Consider the following 17838-nt stretch of genomic DNA (forward strand, 5'->3'; position numbering starts at 1 on the left):
GAACAGATATGGCAATTGAATGGAAAGAAAAACAGAAGAAACTGAAAAAAGTAAGAGTTCGTAATATCGTTTTAAATTTAGTATGTGTCTGTTTGGCTGTCTCCGGACTTTGGTGGACTGCTAATTACTTCTGGCGTTATGTGAATTACGAAGTGACTAATGATGCTTTTGTAGATCAATATGTAGCTCCTTTGAATGTCCGGGCTTCGGGTTATATCAAGGAGGTTCGTTTTAAGGAACATCAATATGTCCATCAGGGAGATACTCTGCTGGTGCTTGACAATCGTGAATATCAGATTAAGGTAAAGGAAGCGGAAGCTGCATTGTTGGATGCACATGGCTCGCAGGATGTTCTTCATTCGGGTATTGAAACTTCCCATACGAATATTGCCGTACAGGATGCCAACATCGCTGAAGCGAAAGCGAAACTTTGGCAATTGAAACAGGATTATCATCGTTTTGAACGTTTGTTGAAAGAAGAATCTGTTCCGGAACAGCAGTATGAGCAAGCGAAAGCTGCTTATGAGGCAGCAAAGGCACGTTATCAGGCATTAGTTGCACAGAAACAGGCGGCATTATCACAATATGCGGAGACAAGTAAGAAAACAACCGGTACGGAGGCTGCCATTTTGCGTAAAGAAGCAGACCTGGATTTGGCTAAGCTGAATCTGTCTTATACGGTTCTCACTGCTCCTTATGATGGATATATGGGTAGGCGTACGCTTGAACCCGGTCAATATGTGCAGACCGGACAGACTATTTCTTATTTGGTGCGTAACAAGGACAAGTGGATTACCGCTAATTATAAAGAAACGCAGATTGCTAATATCTATATTGGCCAGCAGGTGCGTATTAAAGTAGACGCAGTGCCCGGAAAGATTTTTCACGGGGAAGTCACTGCAATTTCCGAGGCAACCGGGTCTAAATATTCCTTGGTTCCTACAGATAATTCTGCCGGCAATTTTGTAAAGGTGCAGCAGCGAATCCCTGTGCGTATCGACTTGGAAGATGTTTCTCCGGAAGAAATGGCACAGTTGAGAGCCGGGATGATGGTGGAAACAGAAGCTTTACGCAAATGATTACCATGAAGGAATTGGAGGCACCTGTTCGTCAATGGGTGCCCGATTGGCTTGGACTTATCAGCATTTTCATCGTGATTCTTCCGGTCACTATGCTCAATGGCTCGTATACAGGCAGTATGCTGGAAGTGTCGAACACGCTGGGTACTAATTCGGAAGATATTACGATGGGGTATTACGCTGCTTCGGCAGGTATGGCTATCGCATACCCGATTATTCCTAAGGTGTTGGCAGCCTTTTCCGTGAAATCTCTGTTATTGATTGATTTAGTACTGCAATTCTTCTTGAGTTGGGTTTGTGCACGTACGCAAAACGCAGATATTTTGATTGTCTGTAGTTTTGCTGTCGGTTTCTTGAAAGGGTTTCTTATGTTGTGGTTTATTCGTTATGCCCAGAAGATTTTCAGTCCGAAGAATGTGCGTAGCGAGTTCTATTCTTATTTTTATCCGTTGGTTTACGGTGGGGGACAAGCTTCGATGCTGGTAACGGCTTTACTGGCGTATCATTATAACTGGAAGTATATGTACTACTTTATGATGGTATTGATCTTGATTTCCATTCTGTTTGTTATCATCTGTTTCCGGCATAATCGTCCCATAAAAGCTGTCGCATGGTCTGATCTGCATATCCGTGAGATGTTTGTTATTTCGGCCGGGTTGCTGATGTTGATGTACGTTATCAATTATGGCAAAGTGCTCGATTGGATGGCTTCCGGTAAGATATGTATTTATATTGTAATAGCACCTATGCTGATTGCGCTGTTCATCTGGTATCAGAGCCGTTTGGAGAATCCTTATGTAAGTCTGGCTCCTTTGTTCCAACCCAAAGCAATTGTGGGCTATTTTTATATGATGCTCGTGATGTTTTTCAGTACATCAACCACTTTGCTGACTAACTATCTGACTGTTATTCTGAAAGTAGATACTACGCATACCTATTCTCTTTATATTTATTTGCTTCCGGGATATGTAGTCGGCGCCTTTATTTGTTTTTGGTGGTTTCGCTGGCAACGGTGGCGTTTCCGTTTTCTGATAGCGGGAGGAATGAGTTGCTTTGTGATTTTCTTTGCCATTTTGTATTTTGGCATTTCTCCGGATAGTACGTATGAGATGCTCTACCTGCCTATCTTCTTTCGTGGTTTGGGTATGTTGACTTTGATTATTGCTTTTGCCCTATTTGCCGTGGAAGACTTGAATCCGAAATACTTATTGTCGAATGCTTTCTTCCTGATTATTTTCCGTTCCGTGCTGGCACCTATCATGGCGACTTCTTTTTATAGTAATGTACTGTACCGACTGCAACAAAAATATATGTATTCTTTGTCGGAGACTATAACTGCTACTGATCCATTGTCGTCAACACGCTATAGCCAGTCGCTGAACAATGCGATGACACAGGGACATCCGTATGATGAGGCTGCGCAGTTGGCAACCAACTCCTTATATAATACGTTACAACAACAAAGCCTGTTGCTGGCACTGAAAGAGATTCTGGGTTATTTGTTGGTTATATCTGTTGTCATAGCTGTGATTTCTCGTTTTATTCCTTTCCATAAAACAATCCGCGTTACGTTTAAGAAAACAGGCGATGATATGGTATAACAAAAAAAGAGTTGCTATCCTTCACTCAATGATAAGTTGAACGGGATAGCAACTCTATTGTTTTAACAATGTATCTTTTATCTTCGATATATTTGTTGTATCAGATAGCGACCTGTTTACAAGGTTACCCCTGTTTTAAAGATAGCAATTTCGCGATAGCCTTTCTTTTCGTTGTTTACGAATTCACCGCTTGCCACTTTGATGATATAATCAATGAAGCGTTCACAAGTCTTTTCCATCGGTTCGTTTTCTACGATCACACCGGCGTTGAAGTCAATCCATCCCGGTTTGTTTTTAGCCAGGGTTGAATTGGTGGAAATCTTCATGGTCGGAACAAAAGTGCCGAAAGGAGTACCGCGTCCGGTGGTGAAAAGTACCATGTGACATCCACTTGCTGCAAGAGTAGTGGCTGCAACCAGGTCATTGCCCGGAGCAGAAAGCAGGTTGAGTCCTTTTTTCTGTAAACGTTCGCCGTAAGGCATTACGCCGGATACATAACTCTTTCCACATTTCTGGGTACATCCCAGTGCTTTTTCTTCCAGAGTAGAGATACCACCGGCTTTGTTGCCCGGAGAAGGATTTTCACCTACAGGCTCTCCATGTGACAGGAAGTATTCTTTGAAGTCATTAATCAGATGGACAGTCTGTTCAAACAGCTCTTCGTTTTTACAACGGTTCATCAGGATTGTTTCTGCACCGAACATTTCCGGAACTTCAGTCAATACGCTTGTACCTCCCTGTGCAATCAGGAAATCGGAGAACATACCCAATAGCGGGTTTGCCGTAATGCCGGAGAAACCATCGGATCCACCGCATTTCAATCCCACGCGTAGTTCGGACAAAGGAACATCGGTACGTTCATCTTTAGAAGCCTTTGCATACAAATCACGGAGGATTTCCATTCCTTCTTCGTATTCGTCACCTACCTTTTGAGTAACCATGAACTTCACACGGTCTTCATCAAACTCGCCCAGGAACTCACGGAATACATCCGGCTGGTTATTCTCACATCCTAAGCCTACTACCAATACAGCACCTGCATTGGGATGAAGCACCATGTCACGAAGAATCTTTTTCGTATTTTCGTGGTCGTCACCAAGTTGTGAGCAACCGTAGTTGTGTGGGAAAGCGACAATGGCATCCACTCCCTTACCTTCAGTTTCGCGACGAAGTCCTTCGGCCAGTTGACCGATGATACCGTTTACGCAACCTACCGTCGGGATAATCCATATTTCGTTTCTTACCCCTACATCACCGTTTTTGCGACGATAACCTTTGAATGTAAGATCTTTATGAGGAATATCCAAAGAAACCTGAATCGGGTTGTAAGTATAGTCCAACAATCCGGCGAGGTTGGTTTTGATGTTCGTTTCGTTCATCCAGTCACCCTGTTTCTTTGCCATCCGTGCATGTCCGATAGGGTAACCGTACTTGATTACATTTTCGCCTTCAGCAAAGTTCTTCAATGCGAATTTATGTCCCACAGGAATGTCTTCATTCAATGTAATCTCAATGCCATCTACAGAAAGATGCTCTCCTGCCGGGAGGTTAACAATGGCAACGGCGACGTTGTCGGCAGGATTAATTCTTAAATACTTTGTTTCCATGTAATGTACTTGTAAAGTTGTACTTTGTTGTTATTTGCTATGGTAATAGTCTATTGTCTCTACTGTTAACAGATCAATGGGCATATAGTTGATACGAGTCACTTCTTTCTTGAAAATAAGATGATCGCATAGAGCTTTGATGCCATTGGCTCCTTGCAGTTCCGGCTGCTGGGCGATGAGGAAGGAGATACTTCCTTCTTTCAGGCAGGTGACATTCCGTTCCAGAAGGTCATAGCCTATCAGATTGAAGTCTTTCTTTCCACGGCTTTGCAGGTACTCGCCAACGATGTAGGCTTTAGAGTTGAAAGTGATTCCGTTCTTAACCATCGGATAAGTGCGGAAGAATTCGTCCAGCATCTCGTTATCTTCGTCGTTGCGTTCGGCATGCAAGTCAAGTTCCAGTATAGTACAAGACGGATGATGTTCTTTCATGTACTGCCTAAAACCGATTTCTCTGTTCTCCTGCTGATTAGATCCTACAATTCCTTCATGTATTTTGCGGAAAATCACAATTTCCTTTTCCTCCCGTGCCAGTAACATCATCATTCGAGCAGCGAAATATCCGCTTTGACGTGAGTTCTGACCAAAGAAGGCGAGGGGAGGAACCTCTTTAATATTGGAGTCTATATATATATAAGGTATATCCAGTGCCTGCAACTGATCGGTGAATCCTTTCGTATATTGCGGAGCGGTAGGAGCTACCATCACTCCGTCCGGCTGCAGGGCCAGGATGGCTTCACTGGCGTTGACGAATGAATGATAATCGTATGGATCGTAATAGTTGATTTTCACCGAAGTATTGAAATCCGAATAAGTGGCAATAGCTTCGTGGATACCGGTTTCTACCGCTGTCCAGTATTCGCCTTCCAGATGCTCCGGCAGCAGACAGATAAACGTATACTTCTTATTAGAAGCCAAAGCACTGGCGTACATGTTGGGCTGGTAGTCAAGCTGCTTCAGAATTTCTTCTACGCGTTTCTTGCTGGCTTCCGACACTCCGCTACGTCCATGGATAACGCGGTCTACTGTTCCCACTGATACATCTGCCAGACGGGCGATGTCTTTGATCCTGATCCTTTCGGGCAATTTATTCATACGATAACCTTTATTTATATAGGTTTTTGTGCTCGCACACAATAATAATCTTAATATTTTCGATACAAATATATAACAATTTTTGTAATTACGAAAATTGTTGTATCTTTGTGCCCGCACACGAAAGGTATGTGATATTAGTTATGTTATATATTAATATTCATATAATCAATGTGTTAACCCTTGAAATGGGGCTGGAATGATAAATTGAAAGTTCATAATATTAATAACTTAGAAATTGAAACATAAGATTATGGGAAAGAAAGTCGTTACATTAGGCGAAATCATGCTTAGATTATCAACTCCGGGTAATACTCGTTTTGTTCAATCTGATTCTTTTGATGTAGTATATGGTGGTGGAGAAGCTAACGTTGCAGTAAGCTGTGCCAATTACGGACATGAGGCCTATTTCGTAACTAAATTGCCGAAACATGAAATTGGACAGTCTGCTGTTAACGCATTGCGTAAATATGGTGTTAAGACAGACTTTATTGCTCGTGGTGGCGACCGTGTAGGTATCTACTACTTGGAAACTGGTGCTTCTATGCGTCCTAGCAAGGTTATTTATGACCGTGCTCACTCTGCTATTGCTGAAGCTGACGCTGCTGATTTCGATTTTGATGCAATCATGGAAGGTGCTGACTGGTTCCACTGGTCTGGTATCACTCCGGCTATCTCTGACAAGGCTGCCGAGTTGACTCGTCTGGCTTGTGAAGCTGCAAAACGTCACGGTGTAACTGTTTCTGTTGACTTGAACTTCCGTAAGAAACTGTGGACTAAAGAAAAAGCACAGTCTATCATGAAACCGTTGATGCAGTTTGTAGACGTATGTATCGGTAACGAAGAAGATGCAGAACTTTGTTTGGGCTTCAAGCCGGATGCTGACGTTGAGGCTGGTCACACAGATGCTGAAGGTTACAAAGGTATCTTCCAGCAGATGATGAAAGAATTCGGATTCAAATATGTAGTTTCTACTTTGCGCGAATCTTTCTCTGCTACTCACAACGGTTGGAAAGCGATGATCTACAACGGAGAAGAATTCTATACTTCAAAGCGTTATGATATCGATCCGATTATCGACCGTGTAGGTGGTGGTGACTCTTTCTCCGGCGGTATTATCCATGGTTTGATGACTAAACCTAATCAGGGTGCTGCTCTTGAATTCGCTGTTGCTGCATCTGCATTGAAACATACTATCAATGGTGACTTCAACCTTGTTTCTGTAGAAGAAGTAGAAGCATTGGCTGGTGGTGACGCAAGCGGTCGCGTACAGAGATAATTTGGAGAGTTGAAAAGTAAAGAAAATCAATTCATTTAAATAGTAAATAATAAGATGGCAAAATTCGATAAAATAGCCGTATTGAATAAGATCGGCTCTACAGGAATGGTTCCTGTATTCTATCACAAAGATGCAGAAGTTGCAAAGAAAGTAGTAAAGGCTTGTTATGACGGTGGTGTTCGTGCTTTCGAATTCACAAACCGTGGTGACTTTGCACAGGAAGTATTTGCTGAAATCGTTAAATTCGCAGCAAAAGAATGCCCTGAAATGGCAATCGGTATCGGTTCTATCGTTGATCCGGCTACTGCTGCTATGTACCTGCAACTGGGTGCTAACTTCGTGGTAGGTCCGTTGTTCAACCCTGAAATTGCTAAGGTATGTAACCGTCGCTCGGTAGCTTATACTCCGGGATGTGGTTCTGTGTCAGAAGTTGGTTTTGCGCAGGAAGTAGGTTGCGATCTTTGCAAAGTATTCCCGGGTGATGTTTACGGAACTAACTTCGTGAAAGGTTTGATGGCTCCGATGCCATGGTCTAAGCTGATGGTAACAGGTGGAGTAGAACCTACTAAAGAAAACCTGACTGCATGGATTAAAGCCGGTGTATTCTGCGTAGGTATGGGCTCTAAACTGTTCCCGAAAGATAAGGTAGCAGCAGAAGACTGGGCTTATGTAACTGCAAAATGTGAAGAAGCTCTCGGCTATATTGCTGAAGCTCGTAAATAAGATTAGAGAGCGAAAGCTATCTATAATAAAAAGAGGTTGATGCGACAGTCTCTTTTAAAATATGCCTCGAGGGTTAGTTAGTTTAGTTAGTATATGAGGTATATTTTCATTTTGTTTAAAGGTGTTTAAAGGGGATAGGCCATCGGAATGAGTGACTCATTTCGGTGGCTTGTTTTTTTATTTCCTTTTTATATGTTGTCGATGTTCGAATATATAAATGGGCAGGAATATTAACAAGAAGCAGAGAACACTGATGAGGAGCAGATAACGGTTGTAGAGATACTCTCCCTCCTGGGGAGGAGTACTTAACAGGCATCTTAAGCAATCGCAGTCCATATCCTGACTGTCGTGCTGGCAAAGCAAAAAGCAGAAAGTAATGAGAACGATACCTAATAACAGGCAGATGATTAGTAGATTTCTGCGATAATGTGTGTGTCTTTTGTCGGGTTTTGATAAAGAAGAAACCATGTTTTGTTCTGATAGTTATCAATGTAAAATGAAAGAAATAAAGGGCAGACAATGCCTGAATAGGATTGTCCTGCCCGATACTATTGATTATTGGTAGGAAATATACTTTTAATGGTTATTCCGGAACATAAATAATCTCACCGTTATCCAGTTCGTAGGCTATCCCTACTTTTCTTCCTCTTTTCCCTGAATCCTCCTCTTTCTGACCGGAAGGCTTGTAAGTGTTGATTTTCTTTCCTTCCTTGGAGATGATTTCCATATTTTCTTTACCAGGATTCTTCACGATGGTGAAATCTTCCTGTCCGAAAACTTCCGTCATATTCATGTGCATCACCATTGCTACCATCAATGCCACGGCAAATACCATCGCTACGTCGAACAAGTTTACTACTACACTTAGCGGGTCGGTATCCTCTTCTTTGAGGAATTTGCTGACTCTTCTATTTCTTTTCATTATTGGACTCTCCGGTTGTTTCGTTTAATACTCTTGATACATAATCGAGGTTGTTGACATCTTTGGCATACCAACGTTGTTTGAACTGCATGGATATCAGTCCCACAGCACTAATAACCAAACCTACAACAGTCGTTGCAAATACTACCTGCATATTATATGCCATTCCGGAGATATCTCCTGTAGAAAGTCCCACAAGTGCCGGACTCATGGAAATCAATGTTCCTATCAATCCGAGAACCGGACCTATCTTAGCCAGCATTTTAGAAAGAGACACATCTTTCTCTGCTTCATTCTCGAATTTTGTTATCAGGAAGTCAGAGTAATCTGCACTGGCCGGATGGTAGAGCAGATCGCGGAGATAACCCATATATAGTGAATTGTCTTTGTCGGGTAAAGCTGCTTTCAGATCGTCTATCCGTGCATCTTTAATGAGTTGGTCCAGTGCTTTGTCATTTTTACGTTTGGTCATGTACATGTTGTAGGTGCCTCCGATCAAAATAAGTGAACGAACGAACAGGCACAGCAAAATAATGATATCGGGTATAAGTAAACTGTTCGCTACCCAGAATAAAAGTTTAGAGATGAGTTCCATATAATATTTTATTGATTGATTTTACTTCTTTTTTTTAATTCTTTACGTTGTAATAAAGGCCATTTCAGCTTGTTCCAGGCAAATCCAATGAGAAACAGGACAACGAACAGACCGATGGACAAGATAATCGCTTTCCAGTTGAGCGCCTCTTCGGTGGCGGCATAGGTCGTTTTCCCATTGACAGTGGTCAGTAGTCCGAGGATACAGATGAATAAGCTGACAAGGAAATGAACTTCCAACCGGAGATCGTCTTCGGGTACAAGATACTTCATCAGCCGGCTTAATAATGGGATGGCGATAACCACTATCCCTGCAAGTGACCAGGCTGTCACTGAAAAGTCTACGCCAGGTAACCGGAAGATAGCTTCTGTGAGATAGTAGAATAATACGGGGAAGAGCAACAAGCTGGGATACCAGCGAAGTAATTCCGCCCACCATAAATTCTTCTTACCATAAAGTCCGCGCAGGAAAGCCACGCAATAGCCGAAGCAGAGTGCTGACTCAAGCGTTATGATAATAGCCATGTTTTGCAATGCTTCCGTGTTCTGCAGATAATCAGCAATCTGTGTCTTTGACTGGAGAATAGCATACTGCCAGGTGCCGGCTACAAAAAGACCGGCTATCAGGCTGTATATTACGGTTTGCCAAAGTTTCCAGAAACTGAGTTTGAAACTGCAGTTAATCACGATAAACAGCATTAATATGTGAATGATTAACTCCATATTACATTACTTTTTCCGTTTCTTTTTAAGTATTAGCAACATGACAACAAATGCTACCAGAACAATACCTGTGATAAGGCCTCCATTCAAAGAATTTTGCTCTTCCTGTGCCCCTTGTACGGCATCGCTCGATTGTTTCTTCAATACCATGCCTCCTTTGGTCGCTTCTCCGTCCAGGGTGGCTTGTTTCATTTGTTTCAGTTCCTTGTTGTAGTTGGCTGCGGTTTGCGCATCTACTTGAGAGGCGATGAACTGCTGTAATTTGGCATTGTCTCCGGTAAATCCGCTGCCCGAAGGACCGAATTGTCTGACAAGGTCTGTATGCAGTTTGGCAATATTGGAGAGTTGTTCCGGAGAAGCTTTCCAATATCCTTTGCGGGCAGTTTCCATCATAACGGCAGTCACTTCCTGTAAAGCTGCGGGATTCTGTTTTTCAAAGAAGTCTTTTACATTCAGTTTGTATTCGTCTTTGACATATACATCATATATATTATCCCAAAGTTCCTTGTCGATAGCGGCAGGTTTCATCACGTTCCAGCCATACGTATTGGTTACAGTCTGGGCAACCTCGCTTGCTGCAGAAGCACCGCCTTTCATTTTCTCTTTGATATAGGTAGGATTCAGAATCGTTGTACGGCTTTCTACACCGACTGCTTCTTTAAGTTCCTGCATTTTCATGTTGTTGCGGTTCCGGTAGTCGCTAAGATAAGCGTCCGGGTCTTTACCGGTAACATTGCGTACGGCAAGATTCATACCTCCCATGAATTCATATACGTGGTCGAGGCTCAATGCTCCCCAAGTGTTGCTTTGGCGGGGCTGAACGACAACATCAGTACTGTTCAATGCTGCTTCAAAAGCAAATTTCTGAAAGACTTCCCAGTGTTTTTCGTCACCGTAGAAGGCTCCCATATTGTTGAGGTAAGTATCTGCGATTTCCGATTCACTTTCCCAACGGTCGCCGGATTCCACCATTCCCTGAATTCCTGTACCATACATGCCATTAGCACCTCCGAATACTCGGAAAGAAGCCATCTCGCGTGCATCTTTCGGACTGACACCTTTTTCAGTCAGCACTCTTTCAGCTTCTATCACACTGGCGGCTACCTGATTTTCAAACTTGTCGTCTTTCGCTGTCGCAGCCATTTCTACTGCACGGTTAATCAGGAAGAGGCGGGAAGCGGCGATATCACGGAGTTGTCCGGAAGTCTGGACCACTACGTCGATACGTGGACGTCCCAGTTCGGCTGAAGGAATCAGTTTCAAATCGCTGACACGACCGAATGCGTCACGGACGGGTTCTACTCCCAGCATATAAAGAACTTGGGCAATAGTAGCTCCGCCAGTTTCAATAAATTCGGAAGACCAGAGCGTATAACTTACTTTGCGTGGAATAGAATCATTATGACGTTGTTTGTAGGTATCAATTGTTTGTTTAGCTAAAGCAATACCCTTTTCCCAAGCAGATTCTGTCGGAGTTGCTTCGGCATTGATAGCATACATATTACGTCCGGTAGGCAAAGCGTTCGGATTAGCTATTGGGTCACCGCCCGGAGTAGGAGCGGTGTATCCGCCTTTCAATGCATTGAGCAGACTGTTTAGTTCCTCTTCGGGACTTGTCATGAGTGCATTTTTATAATTACCTACATTCTTGATTGTACGTTCTACTTCCGCTACGGCAAGTGCTAGTTCAATCTCTTCTTTGCTGTATTCTTTCGTCGCTTTCCCCATAGCGGCCATCATGGCTGACATGCCTTTCGGTTTTTCTTGTTTGGAGCCTTTCATCTGTTTATCTGAAGACCCGTGTTTATCTGAAGACCCGGCAGGCTGCTCTTTATCCTTGTTGGATTTCATGGCAGCTTCCATCTTTTTCAGAGCTTCGGGATTTGCTCCCATAGATTTAGCCATTTCCATAGCTTTTTCGGGGTCCATATTGGCACCCATCTTTTTCATGGCTTCCTTCATGCTGTCAGGCATATTGCTATGAGGAGTTTTTCCTTTGCCTGACATAGCCGGATGATCCTTGCCGGATTTCTCTTTATCAGCATTTTCATTCTTTGCAGATGCAGCCATCATCATTGCCATCATACCTTTCGGAGCATTGCGTTCGGCTTCTATCTGACGTGCTTTGGCAAGTTCTTGCGGTGTGATGCCAGCTGTACGGCAAATCAGTTCATCCGTGGCTAGTGAAGGATTGGCAATTAGCTTTTCTACCAACTGACGGGCAGGGGTCAAATACTGTTGTGTAAAAAGGCTGCGATGCTTGCTGACGGCATCTGTCGCTTTGCCACGCTGCTTGTCAAGAGCCAGCAGACTGTATGCGATAGGTTCTGTAGCCATTGCATAGACGGAAGAAGTGATCCGTTCCGGTTCATAAGGAACTCCCATTGTATAGAGTTGCCCCGTGATTTTCTCGGTAGCCAGTTCTTCAGCGAAGTTTTCTACCCGGGCGATTTCATCTTCTGTATATGGTTTGTTGGCAATGCTGTCCAAACCTAAATCACGGTGAATTCCCATCTTCACAGTCAGCGTTTTGATCGCTAATGATTCTTGATCTTTATTCTCTTTTTGAGAGTTATTGTAAATCTTGATTTTTTCCATCAACTCCCGATAAATACCGCGTACGCTGCTTTCAAGGAAAGGAGGAGTGAGGTATGATTGTATAGTTGCGTAAGAACGACGTTTAGCCATCATCCCTTCTCCAACATTACCGATGGAATAGATGTAGAAGTGCGGAACTGCCCCTACCAGGCGATCCGGCCAGTCGTTGCTGCACAATGCCACTTGTTTTTTGGGAGTAAATTCAAGACTTCCGTGTGTACCGAAATGGATCAGTGCGTCAGCCTTGAAGCCATGTTGCATCCATAGATAGGAAGCAATATAGGTATGAGGAGGTGCCATATTAGTGCCATGAATCACTTGGAAGGAGTTGTCACCACTTCCGGCTGCATTTTGTGGCATTAAGACTACATTCCCGAATTGCAGACGGGCAATACCCAATTTACCGTCGTTAGTCGCCATATAGTTGCCGGGGAATTCGCCGAAAGCATCCACCACTTCCTGATATTTTTCAGGGCGGAGTGACTTTTTCACCCAACTTTCATATTGATCTTTGGTGATAAGTTCGGGATGTCCTTTTTGCATAAAGTCATTAAAGGCTCCCTCTGCGTAAGAGTTGAACACAGCGCCTTGAGCCTGTATCATTTTACCCAGTTCTTCAGCATTTGCAGGCAGACCGGATATGTTGTATCCTTCCTGTTTCATGCGGACCAGAAGATTGTATAGGGAAGGAACCACCTCCATACCGGCAGCGGTCAATGCATTTTGCCCCGGACCTTTATAATAGTAGATAGCTACCTTCTTCTCGCTGTTCGGCTTAGTATTCAGATTCAAATAATTATTGATTGTGGATACGAAAGTCTTCAAGCGTTCAGGTACTGCATACGAATGGCGCAATCCTTCTTCATCCTCATATTGTGCAAAGAGAGCGAAAGGACGGATGGCACCGTCAATTTCTGGAGTCACGATACTTTGTGACATAAATCCTCCTGCCATTCCCATCGGATCTTTCTCCCATTCGTCTACCAGGCTGTTGATGGTGAGCGGAGCAAACAAGAGGATATTCTTAGCTTTCAGATAATCCACCATTTTGTCTCCCATGCGTCCGTGTGCCATGTTGATGATTGCGTTTGGCTGCACTTCGTCAATAAATGACATGAATTTCGTCATTGACTGAACCGGATAAACATTGTAACCTTCTTTTTCAAGAGCCTCAATAAGTCCGGTGGCATCAGCCATTTGTCCGGTTATCATGATTTTACGTGCTCCTTCTTTATAAAGACGGTTGTCCTTCATGAATTTCTCATAATCTGCCACGGTGAGGAACTCCAGTTCATCATCCGGGTTGGTGAGTCCGGCGTGATAGAGCATGTCGCTGGGTCTTTCTGCCGGGTCTTCCACTTCCGGTATGGAAGAGATTTTACCGTCAATAGCTTTACGGATATAATTCAGCATATTCCGGTAGTTGGTCTTTCCTCCATTAGTCAGATAACCTCGTATCAGATTCTGTTGTACGCTGTCCAGATTACAAATGTTGTTGGCCGGGTTGGTAGCCATGGAAGTATATACAGGAATACCTTTGTCGGCAGCCTGTTGTATCTGTTGACGTTGTTCCTCGACGATATGCAGACCCATTCCGTTGATGAATACCATGTCGTAACCGGTCAGACGGTCGAGGTTGTCGAGCGATACCTCACTGAGTTTGATGGATGAATTGTCGTTGGCTTTCGATATACTTCCCTGCTGTATGGTCTGGAAGTTGATGAAAGCAATCTTTGTAGGACTGAACCAGGTATTCCATACGGACATCCCTATCAGAGCTGCAGCAACGATGCATACACCTAAGATGATTTTACTTTTCTTTTTCATTTCTCTTATTTTTAGCTTTGTATGTAGTTTTATCTTTTCTATTTTCTGAAGAACCTGTCTACGTCTAATGCAAGTCCGATGGAGAAGTTGCTTCCCCGGGTATAAGGAGAGTTTGCGTCATAATAGCTCGGAACATAATTAAATATGTTGTTGACGGCCATATTCAGGCTGACTCCTTTCCAGATCCCTTGTGTCAACGTCAGGTTCCACATCGTATATCCCGGATAAGTCACTCCGGTAGTCCCTTCATCCGGATTATTGCCCACATATTTATTGGTTTCTACTTTGGATAACGCACGTCCGTTCAGGGAAAGATTGAATTGATAATTATCCCATGATTTGCCGTATTCGATACGTGCGGTCGCTGAATGTGGGCGGGTACTGGAGAATTTCATTTGTCCGTCGCGCATAAACTCGTGGAGGTATCCGTAAGAAACACGTATTCCCAGACCACAAGGATATTTGGCGGAGGCGTTGATATCCACACCGGCGATGTCTACTTTCTCTGTATTGATATATAGCTGTGCCCATCTTCCGTCAGTGTCGCGGAATGAAGTCAGGTCGATCCGGTCATTGACAAGGTTGTAATATCCTGAAACGGTAAAATTGTAACGGTTCTTGGTATATTCCGCCGAGAGCGAGAAGTTGTGGCTCGTCTCCGATTTCAGGTCGGGATTACCATAAATCATCATGGCATTTGCCATGTCGAAGTTCATATACATTTCTTTGAGGGTAGGAGAGCGGAATCCCTGTGAGTATGAGCCACGGAGGGAGCAGTTGGCTATTTTGTACATCAGTCCGATGTGCGGAGATATATGACGTACGTTAGATTGTGAGAAATAGTCGAAACGTACCCCGCTGATTACGTTGAAATGTTCGGTCGGGTTCCAGTCGAACTGTCCGAATGCATCTGCCGAGTGCATGGTATAACTTCCATTGTTGGTAAATTGATAAGACAATAGATAGTCACGCATATAATCTCCTCCTACGGTCAGAATGTTTTTATCGTTGAAGGTGTAATTGTAGAGTGCGCGTACGCTATGTTGCACATTGCTGTAATCACGGACATCGTATTTGTATGGGGTCAGATAATCACTTTTATCATATTGGTCGAATGTATAGGCAACTTCCAGATTACTCATGATGTTGAAATCATAGTTGGCTTTCAGACCTCCGCTGAAATCACGATAACGGTCTTTGCTGTCTCCGGTCTTATCCCGTTCGCGGAAATAATAACCTCCGCGTGCAGTCAGTTTCAACTGTTCAATCGGTCTGTAAACAAGACGTTCTTTCACATTCCATGTGCGGTTTCCGAAGATGGTTGTCACATCTCCTTCCGGTACGTCGTAAGAATCGGACATTGTATGTTGCACATTCGTCTGGCTGTTGAATTTACCGGCTTTGAAACTGAAAGTTCCGCCATATCGTTGGTCGTTATGTTCACCGAAGCGGCTGTTTACATTTAAATTCCATGGGTCCTCGGAATCACGGGTGATGATGTTGATTACGCCACCTACTGCACTGGAACCATAGAGAGTAGAGGCAGCCCCTTTTACAATTTCTACCCGTTCCACGTTATCGAGGTTCAATCGGTTGTAGTCGACGTTGTTTAAAGTTTCCCCTGCCAGACGTTCGCCATCTACCAGGAAGAGTACAGAGTTTCCTCCGAATCCCTGCATATTGATAGAAACCTGCTGATCCATTGAATAGGAAAATTCAATGCCCGGCAGTTCCGATTGTAATAATTGTCCTACGTTGGTTGCATCTACCTTCTTTATATCGTCTGCTGTGATTACACGAGTGATGATAGGAGCATCTTTCAGTAATTTGGGAGTACGTGTACCTGTGACAACCACTGTTCCCAGGTCAAACTGATCTTCCGATAAGCGGAAACTTAGTCTTTTCTCTTTCCCTACAGTCAGTCTTTTTTCTTGTGGCTGATAGCCTACATACGAGGCGGTGATGAGGTATGTACCGGTTCCGGGGAGTTGTAATGTATATGTGCCGTCGACGGATGTGACGGCTCCGGTTCCTTTACCTTTGATGGAAATCGTTGCACCGGGGAGAGGTTCCCCTTCTGTATCAGTTACACGTCCGCTGATGTGATAAGTTGAGTGTTGTGCTAATGTGGTGCAAGTTGCTATAAATGAAAAAAGCAATAATGATATTATAAATGTAGGTTTCATTCTTGTTGATTGGTTTCATTGTTGTTGTCCTCGAACTCAAGCGGATACTGGAAATCGAAGTCAATATATCCTTTTATACCTCTGGCATTCATGTAGTTGGTAAAACGGATCGCGGCGTATGTATTGTCTTTCAAACGTATCAAAAAAACTTGGTTTGACATGGTGTATACCGGAGGCATCGTTGCGGTATTAACGTCCAGCCAGCTGGAAAGAACAGTATTACGGTAAGACTCTGTGTAGATAATGTTTCCGTCCATCATGCCCGACATGTCAATAGCTATTTTATCGGTTGTCCATTCATCTTCTACAAAATCTTCCGCTTTAGGCAGTTTACCTGTTGCTTTAAACTCGTCGATACTTGTGTAAGTTGTTTTGTAGGTAGCACCCTCGTTGGTTTTTATATCATAACGATGAATAGCGAAATCCCACTTATCAGGAATTTGACTCTCATATTCCTCTCCGATTTTAACGGTGGTAACCGTACGTTCCGAAAGGTTAATGTAGGCCCATTCTGTATATTCAACAGTCTTGACTTGTGAAAAGCTATTCTCCTTGATTTCCATCTCCGTTTCGATGGGGGCATCATAAATATTTTCAAATATTCCATTACAAGCAGAGAGCGACATTGCCGCTCCCAGTACTATAGTATATTTGAAAATAGCGTTCCTGCTTCTTTTCATTGCTTATTTAATCGTTTATTGTGCGCTGTTAGTATTGCTTCCAGTAAAATCTGCTGTAATGTCCCATGGCATACTTCCTGGTTTAAAAACTACAGTAATAGTAGTTGTTCCGTCTGACTTAACTGTACCACTTAAACTCGTACCGGTGATTGCCAGAATTTCTCCTGTAGTCTTTTGGGTGTCTGCTTCAAAGCTACCGATATTGAGTGAGTAACTACCGTCGTTTGCTTTAGTAACATTTACTCCCTTTACAGTGAACTTTTCAAAATAATTCATAGAACCGCTTGTGTTATTGAAGCCGCTAATGGTAACATCTACTGTACTGCCTGTTGGGTTTTCGATGATAACTTTGCAATCCTCAGTAGATTCAGTGGTATTTCCTCCTGGAGTAGTGACTGAAAGAGATAAATTAGTTTGGTATTTATAAGTATCTTTTATATAATAACCAACAGGAGTTTCTCCTTGTATGAAATCAATCTCCATTTTTCCCATAGGTACAGGAATATCAACATTGGCTTTCAAACTTAACACTTTAGAACCATCTACACTACCTTCTAATGTGTAGTCGTAGCTACCGCCTGTGCTGCCGCCCATAGACATGGCAACTTCACCGGAACCGCTGAAAGACTTATTAGAAGAAAGTTTTAAATTATTCAGAGTGAAATCTCCAGATCCGGATTTATATACTAAATTGATGGTACCATCTTCGTTGGCAGTGATTGTTGCTGTGGATTCATCACCCAACAAATAATCAGAGAACATATTGCATGCGCCGACTGAATAACCTTTATAAGCTCCTGCTATTTCTTTGGCAAAGTTAGGTTCATCGTCGTCGTTGTCGCTACAAGAAACGAAAGTAGAAGAAAGAGATAGTGCCATAAGGGCAACCATCCAAAAGTTTAAGATTTTCATACTTAATTTTGA

13 protein-coding genes are annotated in these 17838 nt (G+C 43.1%); 4 read left to right on the forward strand and 9 right to left on the reverse strand.

The genetic code is table 11. The annotated features are described in order from the left end of the window. Positions 1-8 precede the first annotated feature (8 nt). Together AB5217_RS00095 and AB5217_RS00100 are read left to right on the forward strand one after the other, a co-directional pair. Positions 9-1079: an HlyD family secretion protein gene (locus tag AB5217_RS00095; protein WP_004300158.1), complete on the forward strand. Its 1071-nt coding sequence runs from the start codon at positions 9-11 to the stop codon at positions 1077-1079. Further along, positions 1076-2680 (forward strand): MFS transporter, encoded by a 1605-nt coding sequence (locus tag AB5217_RS00100; protein ID WP_004300157.1) that lies wholly within the window; start codon positions 1076-1078, stop codon positions 2678-2680. The genes AB5217_RS00095 and AB5217_RS00100 overlap by 4 nt, the downstream gene beginning before the upstream one ends. A 116-nt stretch (positions 2681-2796) precedes the next feature. Here the strand turns inward: AB5217_RS00100 and AB5217_RS00105 are convergent, their stop codons facing one another. Then, positions 2797-4287: a UxaA family hydrolase gene (locus AB5217_RS00105; protein WP_004300156.1), complete on the reverse strand. Its 1491-nt coding sequence runs from the start codon at positions 4285-4287 to the stop codon at positions 2797-2799. A 30-nt stretch (positions 4288-4317) separates the two neighbouring features. Next, positions 4318-5382, reverse strand: coding sequence for a LacI family DNA-binding transcriptional regulator (locus AB5217_RS00110; RefSeq protein ID WP_004300155.1), 1065 nt, complete (start codon positions 5380-5382; stop codon positions 4318-4320). Positions 5383-5635: 253 nt separating this feature from the next. Here AB5217_RS00110 and AB5217_RS00115 point away from each other — a divergent pair, with 253 nt between their 5' ends. After that, entirely contained in the window at positions 5636-6661 is a 1026-nt protein-coding gene (locus AB5217_RS00115) for a sugar kinase (protein ID WP_004300154.1), read from the forward strand. 54 nt (positions 6662-6715) lie between these two features. Next, complete coding sequence (locus tag AB5217_RS00120) at positions 6716-7384, forward strand: bifunctional 4-hydroxy-2-oxoglutarate aldolase/2-dehydro-3-deoxy-phosphogluconate aldolase (RefSeq protein WP_004300153.1); 669 nt, start codon at positions 6716-6718, stop codon at positions 7382-7384. Positions 7385-7967: 583 nt separating this feature from the next. On the opposite strand, the gene AB5217_RS00125 is transcribed toward AB5217_RS00120, so the two are convergent. From AB5217_RS00125 to AB5217_RS00155, 7 genes are read right to left on the reverse strand one after another with little or no spacing between them, the layout of a single operon-like run. Further along, on the reverse strand, positions 7968-8306 hold the full coding sequence (locus AB5217_RS00125; RefSeq protein ID WP_004300151.1) for a DUF2149 domain-containing protein: 339 nt from the start codon (positions 8304-8306) through the stop codon (positions 7968-7970). Then, positions 8293-8901: a MotA/TolQ/ExbB proton channel family protein gene (locus AB5217_RS00130; RefSeq protein ID WP_004300150.1), complete on the reverse strand. Its 609-nt coding sequence runs from the start codon at positions 8899-8901 to the stop codon at positions 8293-8295. The genes AB5217_RS00125 and AB5217_RS00130 overlap by 14 nt, the downstream gene beginning before the upstream one ends. An 8-nt stretch (positions 8902-8909) precedes the next feature. After that, the gene (locus AB5217_RS00135) at positions 8910-9623 is read right to left on the reverse strand and encodes a hypothetical protein (RefSeq protein WP_004300149.1); all 714 of its coding nucleotides are present in this window, start codon (positions 9621-9623) and stop codon (positions 8910-8912) included. 6 nt (positions 9624-9629) lie between these two features. Next, positions 9630-14048, reverse strand: coding sequence for a cobaltochelatase subunit CobN (locus tag AB5217_RS00140; RefSeq protein ID WP_004300148.1), 4419 nt, complete (start codon positions 14046-14048; stop codon positions 9630-9632). A 38-nt stretch (positions 14049-14086) separates the two neighbouring features. Next, complete coding sequence (locus tag AB5217_RS00145) at positions 14087-16234, reverse strand: TonB-dependent receptor (protein WP_004300147.1); 2148 nt, start codon at positions 16232-16234, stop codon at positions 14087-14089. Continuing rightward, positions 16231-16914, reverse strand: a complete 684-nt coding sequence (locus AB5217_RS00150; protein WP_008651768.1) for an HmuY family protein — start codon at positions 16912-16914, stop codon at positions 16231-16233. Before AB5217_RS00150 ends, AB5217_RS00145 begins: the two co-directional genes overlap by 4 nt. A gap of 15 nt (positions 16915-16929) precedes the next feature. Beyond that, positions 16930-17826: a calycin-like domain-containing protein gene (locus AB5217_RS00155; RefSeq protein WP_032845350.1), complete on the reverse strand. Its 897-nt coding sequence runs from the start codon at positions 17824-17826 to the stop codon at positions 16930-16932. Between the last annotated feature and the right edge of the window lie 12 nt (positions 17827-17838).

Origin of the sequence: Bacteroides sp. MSSM.1001136sp1_RTP21357st2_D2_RTP21359_211015 (assembly GCF_040913205.1) — a bacterium.
Lineage (GTDB): Bacteria > Bacteroidota > Bacteroidia > Bacteroidales > Bacteroidaceae > Bacteroides > Bacteroides ovatus.